Raw genomic sequence first — 16,387 nt, 5'->3', positions numbered from 1 at the left:
ATGAGCAGCAAACACGGCGGGCCGTCCGGGGTGGACGGCCCGCCGGTCTCCCCCACCCCTAACACCAGTCCGACGGCGGCTTCCGCCCTGGGCGGCCCTGCCGCGTCCGGCGCAACCCCGTCCCCCACAACCCCGTCCCCCACAACCCCTGCGGGTGTTTCCGCGGCGGCGGGCGCGTCCCGCGCCCAGGGCTCCCGGGCCTCCGTCGTTACAAGCTCTGGCACATACGACGGCGACGTCCCGGTACGGGCCGAGGGAATCCAGCTGATCGGGGAGGCCAAGGGATCCGGCTACCGGGAGGCCCCCTCGCTGGTCCGGCGCGCCGACGGCCAGACCATCCAGCTCACCCGGCTGCTTTTTCAGGTCCTGGAGGCCATCGACGGTGCACGCCATATCGATGAGGTCGCCGACGTAGCAAGCCAGCGTTCCGGCCGGCTCATCAGCGGAGACAACGTCCGGACACTGATCGAGGGGCAGCTCCTGCCGCTCGGCCTGCTGCAGTTGGCGGACGGGTCGCAGCCGGAAGTCCGCAAATCGAATCCGTTGCTGAGCATGCGGTTCAGGTACACGGTCACGGACCCCGGGCGCACCCGGAAGCTGACAGCCCCGTTCGCCGTGCTGTTCAATCCGCTGATCGTGGCCGTTGTCGCTGCGGGATTCCTGGCCTCGTGCTGGTGGGTGCTGATGGTCAAGGGCCTTGCCTCCGCCACGCACGACGCCTTCGCGAACCCGTGGCTGCTCCTGCTGATTTTCGCCGTGACCGTCCTGTCCGCCGGCTTTCACGAATTTGGCCATGCCGCCGCCGCCCGCCGCGGCGGTGCCACCCCCGGCGCAATGGGTGCCGGGCTCTACCTCGTCTGGCCTGCCTTCTACACGGATGTCACAGATTCCTACCGGTTGGGCCGCCGCGGCAGGCTGCGCACGGACGCCGGCGGGCTGTACTTCAACGCCATGGTTGCCGTCGCCATCATGGGCGCCTGGCGGGCCACGGGCTTCGACGCGCTGCTCCTGGTGGTGCTCACGCAGATCCTGCAAATGGTGCGCCAGTTGCTGCCGCTGGTCCGCTTCGACGGGTACCACATCCTTGCCGATGCCACGGGCGTGCCGGACCTCTTCCAGCGGATCCGCCCCACACTGCTCGGGCTCCTGCCGTGGCGCTGGGGCAAGCCCGAACCCGAAGCGCAGGCCCTCAAGCCGTGGGCGCGCGCCGTGATTACGCTCTGGGTCCTGGTGACTGTCCCAATGCTGCTGGTCAGCATGGTGATGATGATCGTCTCGTTCCCACGGGTCCTGGGCACTGCGTGGGTGAGCCTGCAGCACCAGCTGACCCTGCTTTCCGCCAGTTTCGCGGATGGGAACTTTGCCGACGGTGCTGTGCGCGTCCTGGCGGTTGCCGCCGTCGCCCTTCCGGTGTTGGGCGTCTTCCTTATGCTGTTCCGGCTGGCGCGGCAGGTGGTCACCGGGCTCTGGACCAAAACCCGGGGCAAGCCGCTGCAGCGTGGAACGGCTCTGGCGGCGGTCGTCGCCGTCGCCGCAGGGCTGGCGTGGGCGTGGTGGCCTCTGCCCGACAGTTACCGCCCGGTGCAGCCGTACGAACGCGGGACACTCCTCGATGCCACGGCCGTGATTTATCCCGCCATGGCTGGCCCCGACGGTGTTCTTCGGGAAGGCCGGACGGGTCAGACGGTGGCGCTGTGGCCGGACGGCGCGGTTCTGCCCACCCGGGAGCAGCCACAGCTCAGCATGGTCCTCGTGCCGAGGCCGGGACCGGCGCCGGCTGCCGTGCCGGGCGAGCCGGGCTCGGGCCAGAACCAAAACCCAGGCCAACCGAACGGGGACACGGCAGCCGCCGGCGAGGCGCCGCCGTCGTGGGTCTTCCCCTTCGACAAGCCCCCGGCTCCGGAAGCGGACGGCAACCAGGCACTCGCGGTCAACACCACGGACGGCTCCGTCACCTACGACGTCGCGTTCGCACTTGTGTGGGCCGAGGACGGACCCGTGGACACCCGCAACGAGGCGTACGCTTTCGCCAGCTGCGCGGACTGCGCGGCGGTGGCCGTCGGGTTCCAGGTGGTGCTGATTGTGGGCCAGGCAGACGTCGTGGTTCCCGAGAACCTGTCCGCCGCCGCAAACTACAACTGCGTGCGGTGCCTGACGTACGCCCTGGCCAGCCAGCTGGTGCTTACGCTGGACGGGCCGCTCAGCGAGGGAGGCATGGCCCGGCTCAATGCGCTGTGGCAGGAGATCGCCGACTTCGGAGGCACTCTGCAGGACGTGCCCCTGTCCGAGATCGAGGGACGGTTGAGCGCCTACAAGGAACAGCTCATGGAGATCATCCGGACCGATCCGAGCGCCAAGCCCCAGGACGGGGCCAGTACCCCGGTGCCGGATTCCTCGTCATCAACCCGGTCCGGTGACGGCACCGGCGGCGGCTCGGGTTCGCCGGCTACGCCGTCCCCGGATGTCCAGTCTCCGGGTGCGCCGCCTCCAGTTGTGCACTCTCCCGGAGCGCCGTCGCCAGATGCGACGGCGGGTGCACCACGAACGGATACGACGCCGGTCCCCACCGTTCCGGCCCCGGCCACCCCTGGCGTTGCGCCGGACCCCGCGACTCCAGCCCCCGCCAGCACGGCACCCGCGTCACCAACCCACGAGCCGGCAGCCCCGTAGAGCCCCGTTGGATCGTCGCATTACCAAAAACGGCCGCCTGCACCCCGCTCAGGCGGCCATTTTTGGTAAATCGGTGGCCCGATGGTTCGAACGGTCGGGGATCCGGGCATGACGGCAAGTCGCCCGCGCAGCGACGCAGGCGGGCGAGGATCCGGGGCTGAACGACGGCGCCACCCGTCCCGGGCAGGACGGCAGCCAGCGCTCCATGTCCCCAGGCATGAAGCAAGCGCAGCCCGGGGTGAACCGAAGTGTGGCCCGGGCAACATATATTTGAACGATGCTCTCGGCGCTTAAGAAATACCTGCTTCTCCCGAAACTGGTGAAGCTCTCCTCCAAAGCGCCAAAGGACCCCAGCGTGGCCTGGGATCAGTACTGGGGCAGGGTCCGGGCCACCGGAGCGCACGGCGACGTCCTGTGGGATTCCGGCAGCGACCATGAACTGCAGGCGTATCTGGGGCACCTGACGCGGCAACTGGACCCAAGCCTTCCGGTCGTCGATGTCGGCTGCGGCAACGGCGTCTTCAGCCGTGCGCTTGCCGCCTATTTTCCGCATGTTCTGGGGGTGGACGTGTCAGCCAATGCCGTTGCCCGGGCGGCCGCCGAATCCGAGGGGCTGGAGCGGGTCTCCTACATCGCGGCCGACATGACGGCACCCGAGGGGACCCGCGCCGTGGCCGACGCTTTGGCCAAAGCCGGCTTTTCCGGCGAAGCCAACATCTTCATCAGGGGCGTCCTGCATGTGCTCAAGAAACCGGCCCAGACAGCCCTGGCCGCGCAACTGCACCCACTGGTGGGCAAGGGCGGCCGCGTGTTCCTGGCCGAGACCGACTTCCGCGGCAATCCCGTCCAGTACGTCAGCCATCTCGGAGCCACGCTGCAGTCCATCCCCGGGCCGCTCGAGAAGGCCATCCGCGGCCTGCCCATGCCCGGCCACTTCGGCGCCGCGCAGCGCAGGAGGGCTTTCCCCGAGGCGAGCTGGGATGTTGTGGAAGATGGCGCGGTGACCATCGAAACCCGCCCTCTGAGATCCCTCGACCGCCCGGAACAGATCCCGGGCTATTTCGCCGTGCTCCAGGCCCGCTGAACAACGCAAAAAGGGCCGCCGAAAGCGTCCGAAAGCTACCGAACCTTCAGCCAAGAGACGGCCTCGGCCCGGTCCGTGAAGAACCTCGTGGGGCACGGGAGCTTGTTGATGCCCAGGATGAAGTTGGCGAGCACGCGGTCCACAGGCGAGGAACCAAGCAGCGCGATCCGTGAGGCCTGGCAGGGCCGGCCGAACACGGCGCGGGCCCCGCGGCTCACATCGGCAGTGGTGGCCATGTCCACCAGCATGGGGTGCCGGTTCTGGCCGCAGAGCGCGTTGACCTGCTCCATGGCGGCTTCGGCGTCCGCCTCCGTGATGCTGGCGCCCCTGGCCCAGGTCAGCCGCAAGAGGGCTTCCGCATCCAATTCCAGATTGAACAGCGTATTCCGTCCGGTGCTGTTGGAATTCAAATCAAACCTCCGCGGTGGCTAACGTGGACAAGTATCAAGGTACATCCCTCCGGGAAGATGCCAACGGCCTGCCTACTGATAATGTGAGTCCAAATTCACGGTAGCCTCAAAAGGCACTTGCTACACAGGGGGCACATGGTCCAGGCACCGGAGGAGTACCCCTCCGCACCTCGCGAGGCAGTGGTCGCGCTCACCGATGCCGCCCGCCTGGACGCCGTTGCGTCCGTTCTCGCCGGCGCGAGTTTCACCGTCCATAAGGCGGCCGACGCCGGAGCCCTCGCCCGGGAGCTGGAAGGCAACCGTGCCGCCGTCGTACTTTTGGATCCAGCGCTGACGGACGGCTACCGCTGGGAAGGCACGCCGGTGCTGCTCCTGGTGGACCTCGCCGGCGACTTTGACCTCGCCCAGCTCGAGCCCTGGGGCATAGCCGACTACATCTCCCGCGACGCCACTCCCGTGGAACTGACACACCGGGTGGAGACCCTGATCGGCCGGGCGAGGGAACGCCGCCGCATCCGGGCCGAAGCCGAGTTCCTGCGCGAGAGCCTCCGCAATGTCTCTGCGGCGATCCGCGGCACCAACAGCCCGCAGCAGATGGCGGGCCACTTGGTCCGCGGCTTTGGCGAATCCCTCGGCGTGGACCACGTCTGGTTCACCACGTTCCAGGATTCGCGCGTCCCCCGGATCAGCGCCCAGTGGTCCGCGCCTGGACAGGCCAAGCTGCCGGATACGCTGGGGGCATTTGAGGACTTGGCCCGCGAGCAGACCACCTCGCTGTGGTCGGCCGCCGAGGCCTTGGCGGTTCCGGATCACCAGACGGACCAGTCGGCCGCACTGGCCGAGGGACTGCGGAGATGGTCCGGCCTGGGCTCCGTCCGCGCCTCGGTTGCCTTGCCGGTGGGAGAGGGCGAGTCGGCGCTGGGGATCATCTGGATCGCGCAGGTGGACGGACCCCGCGACTGGACGAGGGCCGAGATCGCCCTCATCCAGCACGTGGCCGGCAACCTCGCGCACAGCCTCATCCAGGGCCACCTGATCAGCGCGCAGCTTCAGGTGCTGCAGCAGCTCCGCGAGCTGGACAAGGCCAAGACGGACTTCCTGGCCACGGTCAACCACGAGCTCCGCACACCGCTCACCTCCATCACGGCCTATCTGGACATGATCCGTGACGGCGCCGGCGGCCCGGTTCCCCAGGGCATCGAATCCATGATGGACGTCATCTCGCGGAACTCCGACCGCCTGCGGAGGCTGATCGAGGACATGCTCACGGTCTCCCAGCAGGACACCTCCGGAAACCTGAATCTCAAGCAGGTGGAGCTCGGCCAGGTCCTGCGCATTGTCGTGGCAGCGCTGCGCCCGCTCGCCGATTCGCGGAACGTCACCATCACAGGCGCCGACTCGCACGAGGACGTCAAGGTCCAGGCCGACGAGGCCCAGCTGGAGCAGGTCTTCACCAACATCGTGGCCAACGCCATCAAGTTCACCCCAAACGGCGGCCGGATCAGCATCAGCTTCATGTCCGCCGCCTCTGAAGCCGGCAACCCCTGCGCGGTCGTGGACGTCATGGACACCGGCGTCGGAATTCCCGAGCAGGAAATCGCCCAGGTGTTCACGCGCTTCTTCCGGGCCTCCAACGCCTCCTCCGCGGCGATCCCGGGAAGCGGGCTGGGCCTGGCCATCGCGCACGACATCGTGCGGCGCCACGGCGGTTCCCTTGACCTGGCCTCCGTGCTGGGCGAGGGAACCACCGTGTCGGTGCACCTCCCGGTCGACGGCCCCCAGGCGGAGGACGCCGAAGAAGAGCCCGACGACGACCAGGCCGGCGACCCGCAAACTGACTGACCCGCTGTGGCCAGCTGAGCCGCTGTGTCTGGTGGCTGGCTCAGCCGGCCGACCGGCGTCGTCCATTTAAACCCAAACGAAAAGCCGCCCCGGACACAGGCCCGGGGCGGCTTTTCGTAATTCTGGCTAGCTACTGCAACCTTAGTTGGGCCACCAACCGATGGTTGCGTAGTTGACCTCGCTCTTGGAAGTGGAGGACGTGGTGGTGTTGTCCTTTTCCTTCGGCGCAGCGTTTGCGGGAGCAGCGAAACCTGCCACTGCAAGGATGCCCGTCATAACTAGTGTTGCGGCAAGTTTCTTCATCCGCTGTCCCCTTCGTCGTTTGTAGCCGTGAACCGAATTACGCATTACGGCCACAGTATACGGTCACCGGATCAAGGTTTGGTCAAGTCATTTCCTGTCAATTCCACAGGATTTGCCATGTTTTTCCGGTGGTGTCTTGCAATCGCCGTAACAAGGGGAGTTCCGCCTCACTCCGCGGCCTACCGGAGGCAGGATTATGGATAATTGGGAGCATGCCTATGCAGCGGGACTTGTCACCCTTCGTGATCGCGGAGTTGGCTGCGCGCGAAAGCTGGAAACGGCGGGACTACGTCGCCGCCTACGCCGAAGCCGGGCAGGCCGCCGAACTGGCGCGGGAAGCCGGCGACGACGTGCGCTGGTGGAAGATGGTTTTTCTGCAGGCCGAATGCCTGCGGAACCAGGGATCCATCCAGGAGTGCCAGGAACTCGCCGCCAAACTCGCCGCCCATCCCGTTGCCGCCTCTGCACCTGACCTGGGCGCCCGGGCTGCAACCCTGCTGGCCCATTCACTGCAAGGCCTCGGCCGGCTCCCCGAGGCGGTGGACGCCGCTTCCACCGCGGCCCGGCTCGTGGCCGGTGACTTTGAAAACGTCAACCTGCACATCCACGCCCAGCAAGCCCTCATTGCCGCCCTCGCGGAGAGCGGACGGCACGAGGAAGCCTGGCAGGAGTGCCTGGACCTCGAGTCCCTGCTCACCGACCACGTGGATGAGGACACGGCCGGCAAGGCTTACTGGGTGATCGGCAACGTCGCGTTCCTCAGCAACCGGGTCAATGAAGGCGGCCACTACCACGACCTGGCCGCCGGCAGGCTTTCCCCCTCGCAGGACGTCGACCTGTGGGCACGGTTCAATCGTGCCTCGGCTGAAATGCGCCTGCAGGCCAAGCTGGGCGACGCCGCCACGCTGCGCTGCATCGAGCGTGCCGAACTCGCCACCGATGTGGTGGGCGGCAGCGAACGGGACATCCTGGAGATGTCCCTGGTCCGCGCCCACTGGTACTACCTCACCGGCGACATGGACACCGCGATCAGCCACCTGACGCCGCTTCGGAGCAAGTTCCCCATCCTCGCCACCCAGACCGCGGCGGAGGCCACTTTCATCCTGGGCAAGGCGCTGCTGGCGCAGGGACACGAAGCAGAATCCCGGCAGATGCTTGACGAGGCCGCTACGCTGTTCGATACAGCTGCTGCACCGGAGCGTAGCGCCACCGTCCGTGGTTTCATCGCCTCAGCGGAGCCTTCGGACCGGCGCAAACAGCAATTTCTCCAGGGGGGGTAAATGCCAGAAGCGACAGTGTTTCCCGGTGCCGCACCGCTGCAGCCGGAGGCGTCGGTGTGGCCGGCTCCCGCGCCTGTCGTTAGCTTCACCGTGCTGCCTGACCTCGCCGTCAAAGCGGTACTCCCCCGCGGCGCCGACCTGAACGAGACCGCGGCCAGCCAACTGTATAGCCGCCTTGGTGAGTTGGCCGGAGACCGGAGGGTCGCCGTCGTACTTGAACTGACCGGGGTCAAGTCCGTAAACCGCGCGGCGCGGGCCGCCTACGCCGCCATACCGTCGGTGTCCGCCTGGGCAATCCTGGGCGAATCCCCCGTGGACAGGCTGCTGGGGCACTTCCTGCTCGGCGGCGAATTCAGTTCGGTGCCGGCCCGGTACTTCACCGCCGAGACCGACGCCCTGGACTGGTTGAGCCGCCTTGACCATGTTTTCTAACGACGATCCCCGGCTCGGGCAGCTGCTGGATGGCATCGTCCGGCTGGCGGCCGGGGAACTCCACGCGCGCATTGAAATTTCCGAGGCCAGGGACGAGCTGGACGCGGTGATCATGGGTACCAACCTGCTCGCCGAGGACCTCCAGATCATCTACCAGGAGCTCGAGGAGCGGGTGGAATCGCGCACGCGGATGCTCAACGCGGCGCACAAGGAGCTGCAGCAGATGGCGCTCACGGATTCGCTGACGGGCCTCTACAACCGCTCGGCGCTGGTCAGCGCCGTCAATGCAGCCCAGTCGGAAGCGGCCGACGGCGGGCTGCCGCCGGCGCTGCTGCTGCTGGACCTGGACGCCTTCAAGAGCATCAACGATTCCCTAGGCCACTCCATGGGCGACCAGGTGCTGGCCACCGTGGGCACGCGGATCCGGTCCTGCGTGCGCGACGGCGACATGGTGGCCCGGCTCGGCGGCGACGAGTTCGCCGTCCTGCTGCCCGCCACCACCCCTGCCAAGGCGGCCGCCGTCGGAAACCGGATACTCGATTCCCTCAACGGAACCTTTGAGGTGGACGGCAAGGCCGTCCGCTGCGGCGCGAGCCTGGGCCTGAGGATTGCCGACCCCGGCGAGACCTCCGAGGAGCTTCTCATGGAGGCGGACATCGCGATGTACGCCTCCAAGGCCGACGCCCGCAACAAACTGCGGGTGTTCGAGCCCGCCATGCTGCATGCCCGGCAGCTGCGCAACCAGCTCGTTGGCGAACTGCGCGAGGCCATCGCCACCTCCCAACTGGTGCTGTACTACCAGCCGGTCATCGAGCTCGCCTCCGGAAAAATCGAGGGTGTGGAGGCCCTGGTCCGCTGGAACCACCCCAAGCGCGGCCTGATCATGCCGGATGAATTCATTCCCATCGCCGAGGAGACTGGGCTCATTTCGGAGCTCGGCAACTGGGTGCTCAGGAACGCCGTTGAGCAGCTCCGTCGGTGGCGGAATTCCCCGGAAACCAGCCGGCACAACTTCGACATGCGGATCAACGTCTCGGCCGCGGACCTGCAGCGGCTCGAATTCATCGAGGACGTCCGGGATTCACTCACCGCCGCGAACCTCGAGCCGGCACTCCTCGTCCTGGAGCTCACGGAGAGCGACATCATCAAGGGCAACGAGCTCGACCGCTACACGTTGGCCAGCCTGCGGAAGCTCGGTGTGGGCCTGGAGATCGACGACTTCGGCACAGGGTATTCGTCCATCAGCTACCTGCGGCGACTGCCCGTGGACCGGGTCAAGGTTGACCGGACATTGCTCACCGCCCTGGGCAGCGACCCCGCGCAGCCGGACCTGATCGCGGCTATCCTGCAGCTCATCCGCGCCTGCGGGCTCGAGGCCGTGTGGGAGGGCGTCGAAAACGCGGAGCAGGCCGAGCACCTGCGGAACACAGGCTGCATCAGCGGGCAGGGCTACTACTTCAGCCGCCCCCTCCCCGCGGCCGAGTTCACGGAACGCCTGGCCTGGCAGGACGTCTGGCCAGGCTGAGTGCCGCCGAATGTTCTTCGCTGCCGCCGACTTACCAAAAACGGCCGCCTAACTCCGCGCCTCGCCGCCGATTTACCAAAAACGGCCGCCTAAGCCCCTCACTCTGCGGCCACTTTTGGCGAAACGACGTCGGCAGGGCGGGCCAGCCAGTATCCGCCAACCCGCGCCCACCTCAACGAGCCCTGACGACCGCTGCCGTGGCCTCGGCGATGGCGCGTTCCTCGTCCGTGGGGACCACGAGCACGGGGATGGCGGAGCCTTCGGTGGAAATCACGCGGGGTTCCTTGGACCGCTCACTGTTCAGCGCGGCGTCGAGCTCGATGCCCAGCGCCGCCAGCTTGTCCCCCACCAGGGCACGGAACTGGTGCGAGTTCTCGCCGATCCCGGCAGTGAACACCAGCGCCTTGGCCCCGCCGACGGCCACGTGGTAGCCGCCAATGTATTTGGCCAGCCGGTAGGACGTGACCGCCAGGGCGGTGGCAGCACGCGCGTTGCCGGACTCGGCCGCCTCCACCACCGTGCGCATGTCGTTGTTGCCGGCGAGGCCCTTCAGCCCCGATTCACGGTTCAGCATCGAATCGAGGTCCTCGGCGTTCCAGCCGGTGCGGGCCAGGAACACGAGGATGGACGGGTCCAGGTCGCCGGAGCGGGTGCCCATGACCAGGCCCTCCAGCGGCGTGAAGCCCATCGAGGTGTCCACGGACCTGCCGCCACGGATCGCCGTGACGGAGGCGCCGTTGCCGAGGTGGGCGATGACGCCGTCGAACTCCTCCACGGGGATGTCCAGCAGCGCGGCCGCACGGTTGGTGACGTATTCGTGCGAGGTGCCGTGGAAGCCGTAGCGGCGGATCCCGTGGTTGGTGTAGAGCTCTTCGGGAACGGCGTAGCGCCAGGCGTGCTCCGGCAGGCTGCGGTGGAAGGCGGTGTCGAACACGGCCACCTGCGGCATGTCCGGCCACTTCTTCGTGATGGCGCGGATGCCCAGCACGTTAGCGGGGTTGTGCAGCGGCGCCAGCGGGTTGAGCCGTTCGATGGCGCGGGTAATCTCGTTGTCGATCAGCACGGGCTCGCCGAACCGCTCGCCGCCATGGACCACCCGGTGCCCCACCGCGTCCAGCTGCCGGTCCCCCAGCACCTCGTGGATGGCCGCGTCCACCTGCTCGAGGGCCTCGGCGTGGTCCGCCGGGCCCACCACCTCGCCGTCGCCCTGGCCGCCGTTGGACACGCCGATCCGCTCGATCAGCCCTTCGGTGAGGACGCTTCCCTCGGCGACGTCGCGCACCTGGTACTTGAGCGAAGACGAGCCGGAGTTGATGACGAGCACGAGCATGGGGCCTCCTAAGCCTTGGCTGCTGAAACGGCGGACGGTTCTGAAATGCCGGGCACCGCGGTCTGCGCCTGGATGGCGGTGATGGCCACCGTGTTCACGATGTCCTCCACGGTGCAACCGCGGGAGAGATCATTGACGGGCTTGCGCAGCCCCTGCAGGACAGGCCCGACGGCGACCGCTCCCGAACTCTGCTGCACCGCCTTGTACGTGTTGTTGCCGGTGTTCAGGTCCGGGAAGATGAACACCGTCGCCTGCCCGGCCACGGACGAGCCGGGCATCTTGGACTCGGCGATGGAGGCGTCCACGGCGGCGTCGTACTGGATGGGGCCTTCGACGGCGAGGTCCGGGCGGCGTTCACGGACCAGGTCGGTGGCCTGCCGGACTTCCTCCACGGCCTCGCCCGAGCCGGAGCCGCCGGTGGAGTAGGACAGCATGGCAACCCGGGGCTCCACGCCGAACTGGGAAGCCGTCTCCGCCGAGGCCACGGCGATGTCCGCGAGCTGCTCCACGTTAGGGTCCGGGTTCACCGCGCAGTCACCGTATACGAGCACGCGGTCCGGCATGAGCATGAGGAACACCGACGAGACGATCTTCACGCCCTGCCGGGTCTTCACGAACTCCAGGGCCGGCCGGATGGTGTGGGCTGTGGTGTGCGCGGCGCCGGAGACCATGCCGTCCACCACACCCAACTGGACCATCATGGTGCCGAAATAGCTTTCATCCTGCATGACCTCCAGCGCCCGCGCCAGGTCCACGCCCTTGTGGGCCCGCAGCTCGGCGTACCTGGCGGCGAAGTCCTGGCGCAGCTCGGAGGTGGCGGGGTCCACGATGTTGATGCCCGCCAGGTCGATGCCCCGGCTGGCGGCGAGTTCCCGGACGTCGGCCTCGCGGCCCAGCAGAGTCAGGTCGCAGACATCCCGGCGGTGCAGGATCTCCGCGGCCTTCAGGATCCGTACGTCCTTGCCCTCCGGCAGCACGATGTGGCGGCGCTGCGAGCGGGCCCGTTCGATGAGGTCGTGCAGGAACCGTAGCGGGGTCATCCGCTCGGCGCGGGGCAGGTGCAGGCGTTCAAGCATCTCGGCCTCGTCCACCTGCCGGGACCAAAGCCCCAGCGCGGACGCCACCTTGCGGCGGTGGCCGCTCCAGATTTCGCTGCGGACCTCGGAGACACGCCTGGCCGTGGTGTAGGTGTCGTCCGGCGTGGCGAACACCGGGAACGGGGCGGAGGCGAGCAGCGGGTAGATGTTGGCGTCCGGGGCCAGGCCGCCGGTGAGGATGAGCCCGGACGGCACCGGGAACTCGGGCGAGAACGACGACGCCAGGCAGGCCACCATCACGTCCGCCCGGTCGCCCGGCACGATCACCAGCGCGCCGTCGTCGAGTACGTTCAGGAAGTTGCCCACGTTCATGGCGGCGACCTTGACGTCACGGACGTCCCGCTCCATGTCCGCGCGGCCGGCGATCTGCCGCAGCGCCAGCGCCGCGGCCACCTCCCCGGTGGTGGGCCGGGCGATGTCCTCCAGCTCCGGGAACACGTACACCGGCCGGCCGGACGCACCGGGCTTCACGGCGGCAATGATCGCGTCCACGGCCTCCGGGTCGGCGCGGTTCACCATCATGGCCAGGAGAGAGCACTTCTCCGCGGCCAGTTCCTTGCGGGCGACGTCGACGGCGGCCGCCGCCTCCGCGACGCTTCGGGCCTTGGCGCCCACCACCGCCACGACGGGGGCGGCAAGGTTGTTGGCGAGGCGGGCGTTGAGGTCGAATTCGACGGCGGCGTCATGGCCGGTGAGGTCGGTACCTTCCACAATGATCACGTCGCAGTGCCGGCCCATCTCGGCGAAGATCTCCACACAGCGGGAGTCGATGTCCTCGCGCCGGCCCTCGGCGAGCATGCCGCGGACCTCGGTGAACGTCAGCCCGCCGCGGCAGCGCTGGTCGTCGAGGTCAAAGCGGGACTTCATGAGCGCCACCATGGGATCTGCACCGGCGTCGTCGCCGTGGACCACCGGCTTGAAGAACCCGATCCGGTCCGCGTGCCGGTGGAGCGTGTCCGCCAGGCCCAGCGCTATGAGCGACTTCCCCGATCCAGGAGTGGTCGCGCTGACATATATCCCTTTGGCCATGATCTGTCCTCTGGTTGGAAGCTCCTGCGTGGAACGTGCTGCATTGGACGCGCCGGTGTGCTGACTGGACAGGCCCGTAGCCCGTCCTCCCCCATACTTTCACTTGTTGCCGCGCTTCCGGGAGCACACAATGGTGTTGATTGCCACGTCGGCGCACATTCGCCGTCCCGGACCCGGAGTGGGCCAGCGCCCCGGAACCGGGCCATCCGCAGCAAGGTATTGAACAGCAACGAGCTGCATCGTCCTCAACGATGGTGGTCCCGATGAACCCCGCTGGCCATGCTTCCGCCCCATCCGCCGCTCCATGGGGCGTGCTGCTGATCTTCGCGCGCGAGGCGGGCCATGGTTCGGCCGTTGCCCGCTGAGCAGCCCTCCCCCGCTGGCCGGCCGTTGCCTGCGCACGGCGGAGGCCGCCGTCGAGCCCGCAAGGATGCGGCGGGGCGCGGAAGCCCGGGGCGGCGCGGAACCGGGCGCGGAAACCAAGGGCGGCGCGCGGCCGTAGCCTGGCCGGCCGCCCACCGGCTCACGCTGTTCTTCGTCCTGGCCTTCGCCATTTCCTGGCTGGTGCGGCCGCTGACCCTCCTCAACCCGAACAGCTCGCTCCTGATACCGTCTGGGCCGGCCGTGGCCGCGGCCATCACCGCCTTCCTCGCAGGCGGGAAGGCCGAGCTGCTCCGGATCCTGCAGCAACTTGTCCGGTGGCGGGTTGCCGGCCGCTGGTACGTTGCCGCAGTGGGACTGCCGTGCCTGGTGGTGGCGGTCTCGGCCGGCCTCACGGTCTCCGGTGGAGCCCCCGCCCCGGAGCTTGGGCCGAACCCGGGCTGGTTCATGCTGCTCGGCACGTTTGCCTTCACCCTGGTGACCGTGGGCCTCTTCGAGGAGCTGGGCTGGCGCGGCTACGCCCTTCCGCTCCTGCAGCAGAACCGCCCGGCGCTGTCTGCGGCGCTGCTCCTCGGGCTGGCCTGGGCGGCATGGCACCTGCCCGAGCTGCTGTCCGATCCCACCGGTCAGCGGCCGCCGCTGCCGTTCCTGCTGATGGTCCTCGCGCAGTCCGTGCTGCTGGCGTGGCTATACAACAGCAGCGGCAGCGTGCCCGTCTGCATGGTCTTCCATGGCGCATTCAACACCTCCGGCGCCCTGATCTTCCCTGCCTTGCTGGGGCCCGACTACCTCACTCTCTGGTGGACCGTGGCACTGCTTCACGTGCTGGCGGCGCTGGTGGTCATCGCCGTCGCAGGACCCCTCCGGCTGGCCCGCACCCTTGACACGACCCCCCTCCATGGGATTACCTAATGAACATTCGGTAAATAAAGCTGGAGGCAACGACGCATGGCTGAAATGGCAATCCCCGGTGTGGCCCACCACATCCTTGAGAACGACTACGCCTCGGAGTGGATGGGCATAGAAGTCCTCACCCTCAGCGACGGCCACGCAACGATCCGGATGACCCTCCGGCAGGAAATGCTCAACGGTTTCGGCATGGCCCACGGCGGAATGATCTTCGCCTTCGCGGACTCCGCATTCGCCCTCGCCTGCAACCCGGCGTCCCCCGCTGACCCAGACAGCATCACCGTTGCTGCCGGCGTCGACATCAACTTCCTCAAGCCGGCCTACCAGGGCCAGGTGATCACCGCCGTCGCCGACCGCCGCTCCAGCGCGGGCCGCAGCGGCCTTTATGACATCCAGATCTTCGCTGCCGATCCAGGTGCTGAGGTCAGTCCCGTCAAGCCGGGCGAACTCATTGCAGAGTTCCGCGGACGCAGCCGTACTATCCCCAAGAAGTAGGAAGCAGACCATGACCCTCCACGCCCCCGAACCCACCGTCGCCGCGCCCGCCGACGCCGTGCAGCCAGCCGACGCCGTGCTGGACCCCGAGGAGACCATGTCCCGGGACGAGCTGGAGGCGCTCCAGCTCAGCCGGCTCCAGCACACCGTTGCATACGCCTACGACCGGGTTCCGCTGTACAAGCGCAAGTTCGACGACGCCGGCATCCACCCCTCGGACCTGCGCGAACTCGCCGATCTCGGCAACTTCCCCTTCACTACCAAGGAGGACCTGCGCCAGGAGTACCCGTTCGGCATGTTCGCCGTCCCGCAGAGCGAGGTGGCCCGCGTGCACGCCAGCTCCGGCACCACGGGCCGGCCCACCGTCGTCGGCTACACCAAGCAGGACCTGGCCGACTGGGCCAAACTGGTGGCCCGCTGCCTTCGCGCGTCGGGCGTCCGCCCCGGAATGAAGGTGCACAACGCCTACGGCTACGGCCTGTTCACCGGCGGGCTGGGTGCCCACGCCGGCGCCGAGGCCCTCGGCTGCACGGTCATTCCCATGTCCGGCGGGCAGACCGAACGCCAGATCCAGATGATCCAGGACTTTAAACCGGACGCCATCCTGGCCACTCCCACCTACCTGCTCACCATCGCGGACGCCATGGCCCACATGGGTATCGACCCCACGTCCACCTCGCTGAAGTACGCGGTGCTCGGGGCCGAGCCGTGGACGCAGGAGATGCGCCACGAGCTTGAGGTGACCATGAACATCAAGGCCTGCGACATCTACGGCCTCTCCGAAGTCATGGGACCCGGCGTCGCGGGCGAATGCGTGGAGACCCAGGACGGCAGCCACATCTGGGAGGACCACTTCCGCCCGGAAATCATCGATCCTTTCAACCCGGCTCCGGGCAAGGAAAACGTGCTGGGCGACGGGGAACACGGCGAGCTGGTCTTCACCTCGCTCACCAAGGAAGCCCTGCCGATCATCCGCTACCGCACCAAGGACCTCACGCGGCTGCTCCCAGGCACCGCCCGCCCGGCACACCGCCGGATGGGCCGCATCACCGGCCGCAGCGACGACATGATCATCCTCCGAGGCGTGAACCTCTTCCCGTCCCAGATCGAGGAAATCGCCCTGCGCATCCCCGAGCTCAGCCCGCACTTCCAGCTTGAGCTCACCCGGCCCGAGGGCCAACGCATGGACCAGCTGACCGTGAAAATCGAGCGCCGTGACAACGTCACGTCCGAGGACAGCACGACGGCGGCCCGCACCCTGCGCGAGCAGATCAAGATCCATGTGGGTTCTTCGTGCACCGTGAACGTGGTGGATCCAGGGTCGCTCGAGCGCTCCAACGGCAAGTTGCGCCGGATCTACGACATGCGGCCGAAGGGGTAGGTCTTCGGCCACCGGACTTGGTACGCCGGGACCCGCCCGCCGGCGGGTCCCGGCCGCCGGCTTCAACGGACTGTCATGGCGTGATCTCCCAGCCGAACATCATGGCGTGGTCCTCGTGTGCCAGGTTGTGGCAGTGTGCCACGTAGGGTCCGACGAAGTCACGGAAGCCGCGGTAGATGATGGTCGACTCGCCAGGATCCAGGGCCACCAGATCCTCAC

The 16,387-nt window shown here is 67.8% G+C and carries 14 protein-coding genes; 9 read left to right on the top strand and 5 right to left on the bottom strand.

Annotated features, from left to right (window positions below):
- Entirely contained in the window at positions 1-2,670 is a 2,670-nt protein-coding gene (locus AC1DFE_RS21870; RefSeq protein WP_476907952.1) for a DNA polymerase III subunit gamma/tau domain-containing protein, read from the top strand.
- Positions 2,671-2,947: 277 nt separating this feature from the next.
- Positions 2,948-3,754 (top strand): class I SAM-dependent methyltransferase, encoded by an 807-nt coding sequence (locus AC1DFE_RS21865; RefSeq protein WP_476907951.1) that lies wholly within the window; start codon positions 2,948-2,950, stop codon positions 3,752-3,754.
- A gap of 35 nt (positions 3,755-3,789) precedes the next feature.
- On the opposite strand, the gene AC1DFE_RS21860 is transcribed toward AC1DFE_RS21865, so the two are convergent.
- Positions 3,790-4,164 (bottom strand): SpoIIAA family protein, encoded by a 375-nt coding sequence (locus AC1DFE_RS21860; RefSeq protein ID WP_476907950.1) that lies wholly within the window; start codon positions 4,162-4,164, stop codon positions 3,790-3,792.
- Between the two features lie 135 nt (positions 4,165-4,299).
- On the opposite strand from AC1DFE_RS21860, the gene AC1DFE_RS21855 reads away from it, so the two are divergent.
- Positions 4,300-6,006, top strand: a complete 1,707-nt coding sequence (locus AC1DFE_RS21855) for an ATP-binding response regulator (protein WP_476907949.1) — start codon at positions 4,300-4,302, stop codon at positions 6,004-6,006.
- A 141-nt stretch (positions 6,007-6,147) separates the two neighbouring features.
- Here AC1DFE_RS21855 and AC1DFE_RS21850 read toward each other — a convergent pair whose 3' ends face one another.
- The gene (locus AC1DFE_RS21850) at positions 6,148-6,309 is read right to left on the bottom strand and encodes a hypothetical protein (RefSeq protein ID WP_476907948.1); all 162 of its coding nucleotides are present in this window, start codon (positions 6,307-6,309) and stop codon (positions 6,148-6,150) included.
- A 212-nt stretch (positions 6,310-6,521) separates the two neighbouring features.
- Between AC1DFE_RS21850 and AC1DFE_RS21845 the strand changes: the two genes are divergently transcribed.
- Genes AC1DFE_RS21845 through AC1DFE_RS21835 form a run of 3 tightly spaced genes read left to right on the top strand, consistent with a single transcriptional unit; the run spans position 6,522 to position 9,546 of the window.
- Entirely contained in the window at positions 6,522-7,589 is a 1,068-nt protein-coding gene (locus AC1DFE_RS21845; protein ID WP_476907947.1) for a tetratricopeptide repeat protein, read from the top strand.
- Positions 7,590-8,021 (top strand): DUF7793 family protein, encoded by a 432-nt coding sequence (locus AC1DFE_RS21840; protein WP_476907946.1) that lies wholly within the window; start codon positions 7,590-7,592, stop codon positions 8,019-8,021.
- Positions 8,011-9,546: a putative bifunctional diguanylate cyclase/phosphodiesterase gene (locus tag AC1DFE_RS21835; RefSeq protein WP_476907978.1), complete on the top strand. Its 1,536-nt coding sequence runs from the start codon at positions 8,011-8,013 to the stop codon at positions 9,544-9,546. The genes AC1DFE_RS21840 and AC1DFE_RS21835 overlap by 11 nt, the downstream gene beginning before the upstream one ends.
- Positions 9,547-9,718: 172 nt before the next feature.
- Here AC1DFE_RS21835 and AC1DFE_RS21830 read toward each other — a convergent pair whose 3' ends face one another.
- Both AC1DFE_RS21830 and pta read right to left on the bottom strand, forming a co-directional pair.
- Positions 9,719-10,876, bottom strand: a complete 1,158-nt coding sequence (locus tag AC1DFE_RS21830; protein ID WP_476907945.1) for an acetate kinase — start codon at positions 10,874-10,876, stop codon at positions 9,719-9,721.
- Positions 10,877-10,884: 8 nt separating this feature from the next.
- Entirely contained in the window at positions 10,885-13,002 is a 2,118-nt protein-coding gene (gene pta / locus AC1DFE_RS21825) for a phosphate acetyltransferase (protein ID WP_476907944.1), read from the bottom strand.
- Between the two features lie 342 nt (positions 13,003-13,344).
- Here pta and AC1DFE_RS21820 point away from each other — a divergent pair, with 342 nt between their 5' ends.
- The 3 genes from AC1DFE_RS21820 to paaK are packed head-to-tail and all read left to right on the top strand — an operon-like array spanning position 13,345 to position 16,168.
- The gene (locus AC1DFE_RS21820; RefSeq protein WP_476907943.1) at positions 13,345-14,295 is read left to right on the top strand and encodes a lysostaphin resistance A-like protein; all 951 of its coding nucleotides are present in this window, start codon (positions 13,345-13,347) and stop codon (positions 14,293-14,295) included.
- 36 nt (positions 14,296-14,331) lie between these two features.
- Positions 14,332-14,787: a hotdog fold thioesterase gene (locus AC1DFE_RS21815; RefSeq protein ID WP_476907942.1), complete on the top strand. Its 456-nt coding sequence runs from the start codon at positions 14,332-14,334 to the stop codon at positions 14,785-14,787.
- Positions 14,788-14,797: 10 nt separating this feature from the next.
- Entirely contained in the window at positions 14,798-16,168 is a 1,371-nt protein-coding gene (gene paaK / locus AC1DFE_RS21810; protein ID WP_476907941.1) for a phenylacetate--CoA ligase PaaK, read from the top strand.
- 73 nt (positions 16,169-16,241) lie between these two features.
- Here the strand turns inward: paaK and AC1DFE_RS21805 are convergent, their stop codons facing one another.
- Positions 16,242-16,376, bottom strand: a complete 135-nt coding sequence (locus AC1DFE_RS21805) for a multicopper oxidase domain-containing protein (protein WP_476907977.1) — start codon at positions 16,374-16,376, stop codon at positions 16,242-16,244.
- Positions 16,377-16,387: the final 11 nt, after the last annotated feature.

The sequence above is a fragment of the Arthrobacter sp. 05T423 genome (assembly GCF_056396245.1).
Note: the sequence above shows the minus strand (reverse complement) of the source record. Positions and strands in the feature narration are given on the sequence as shown.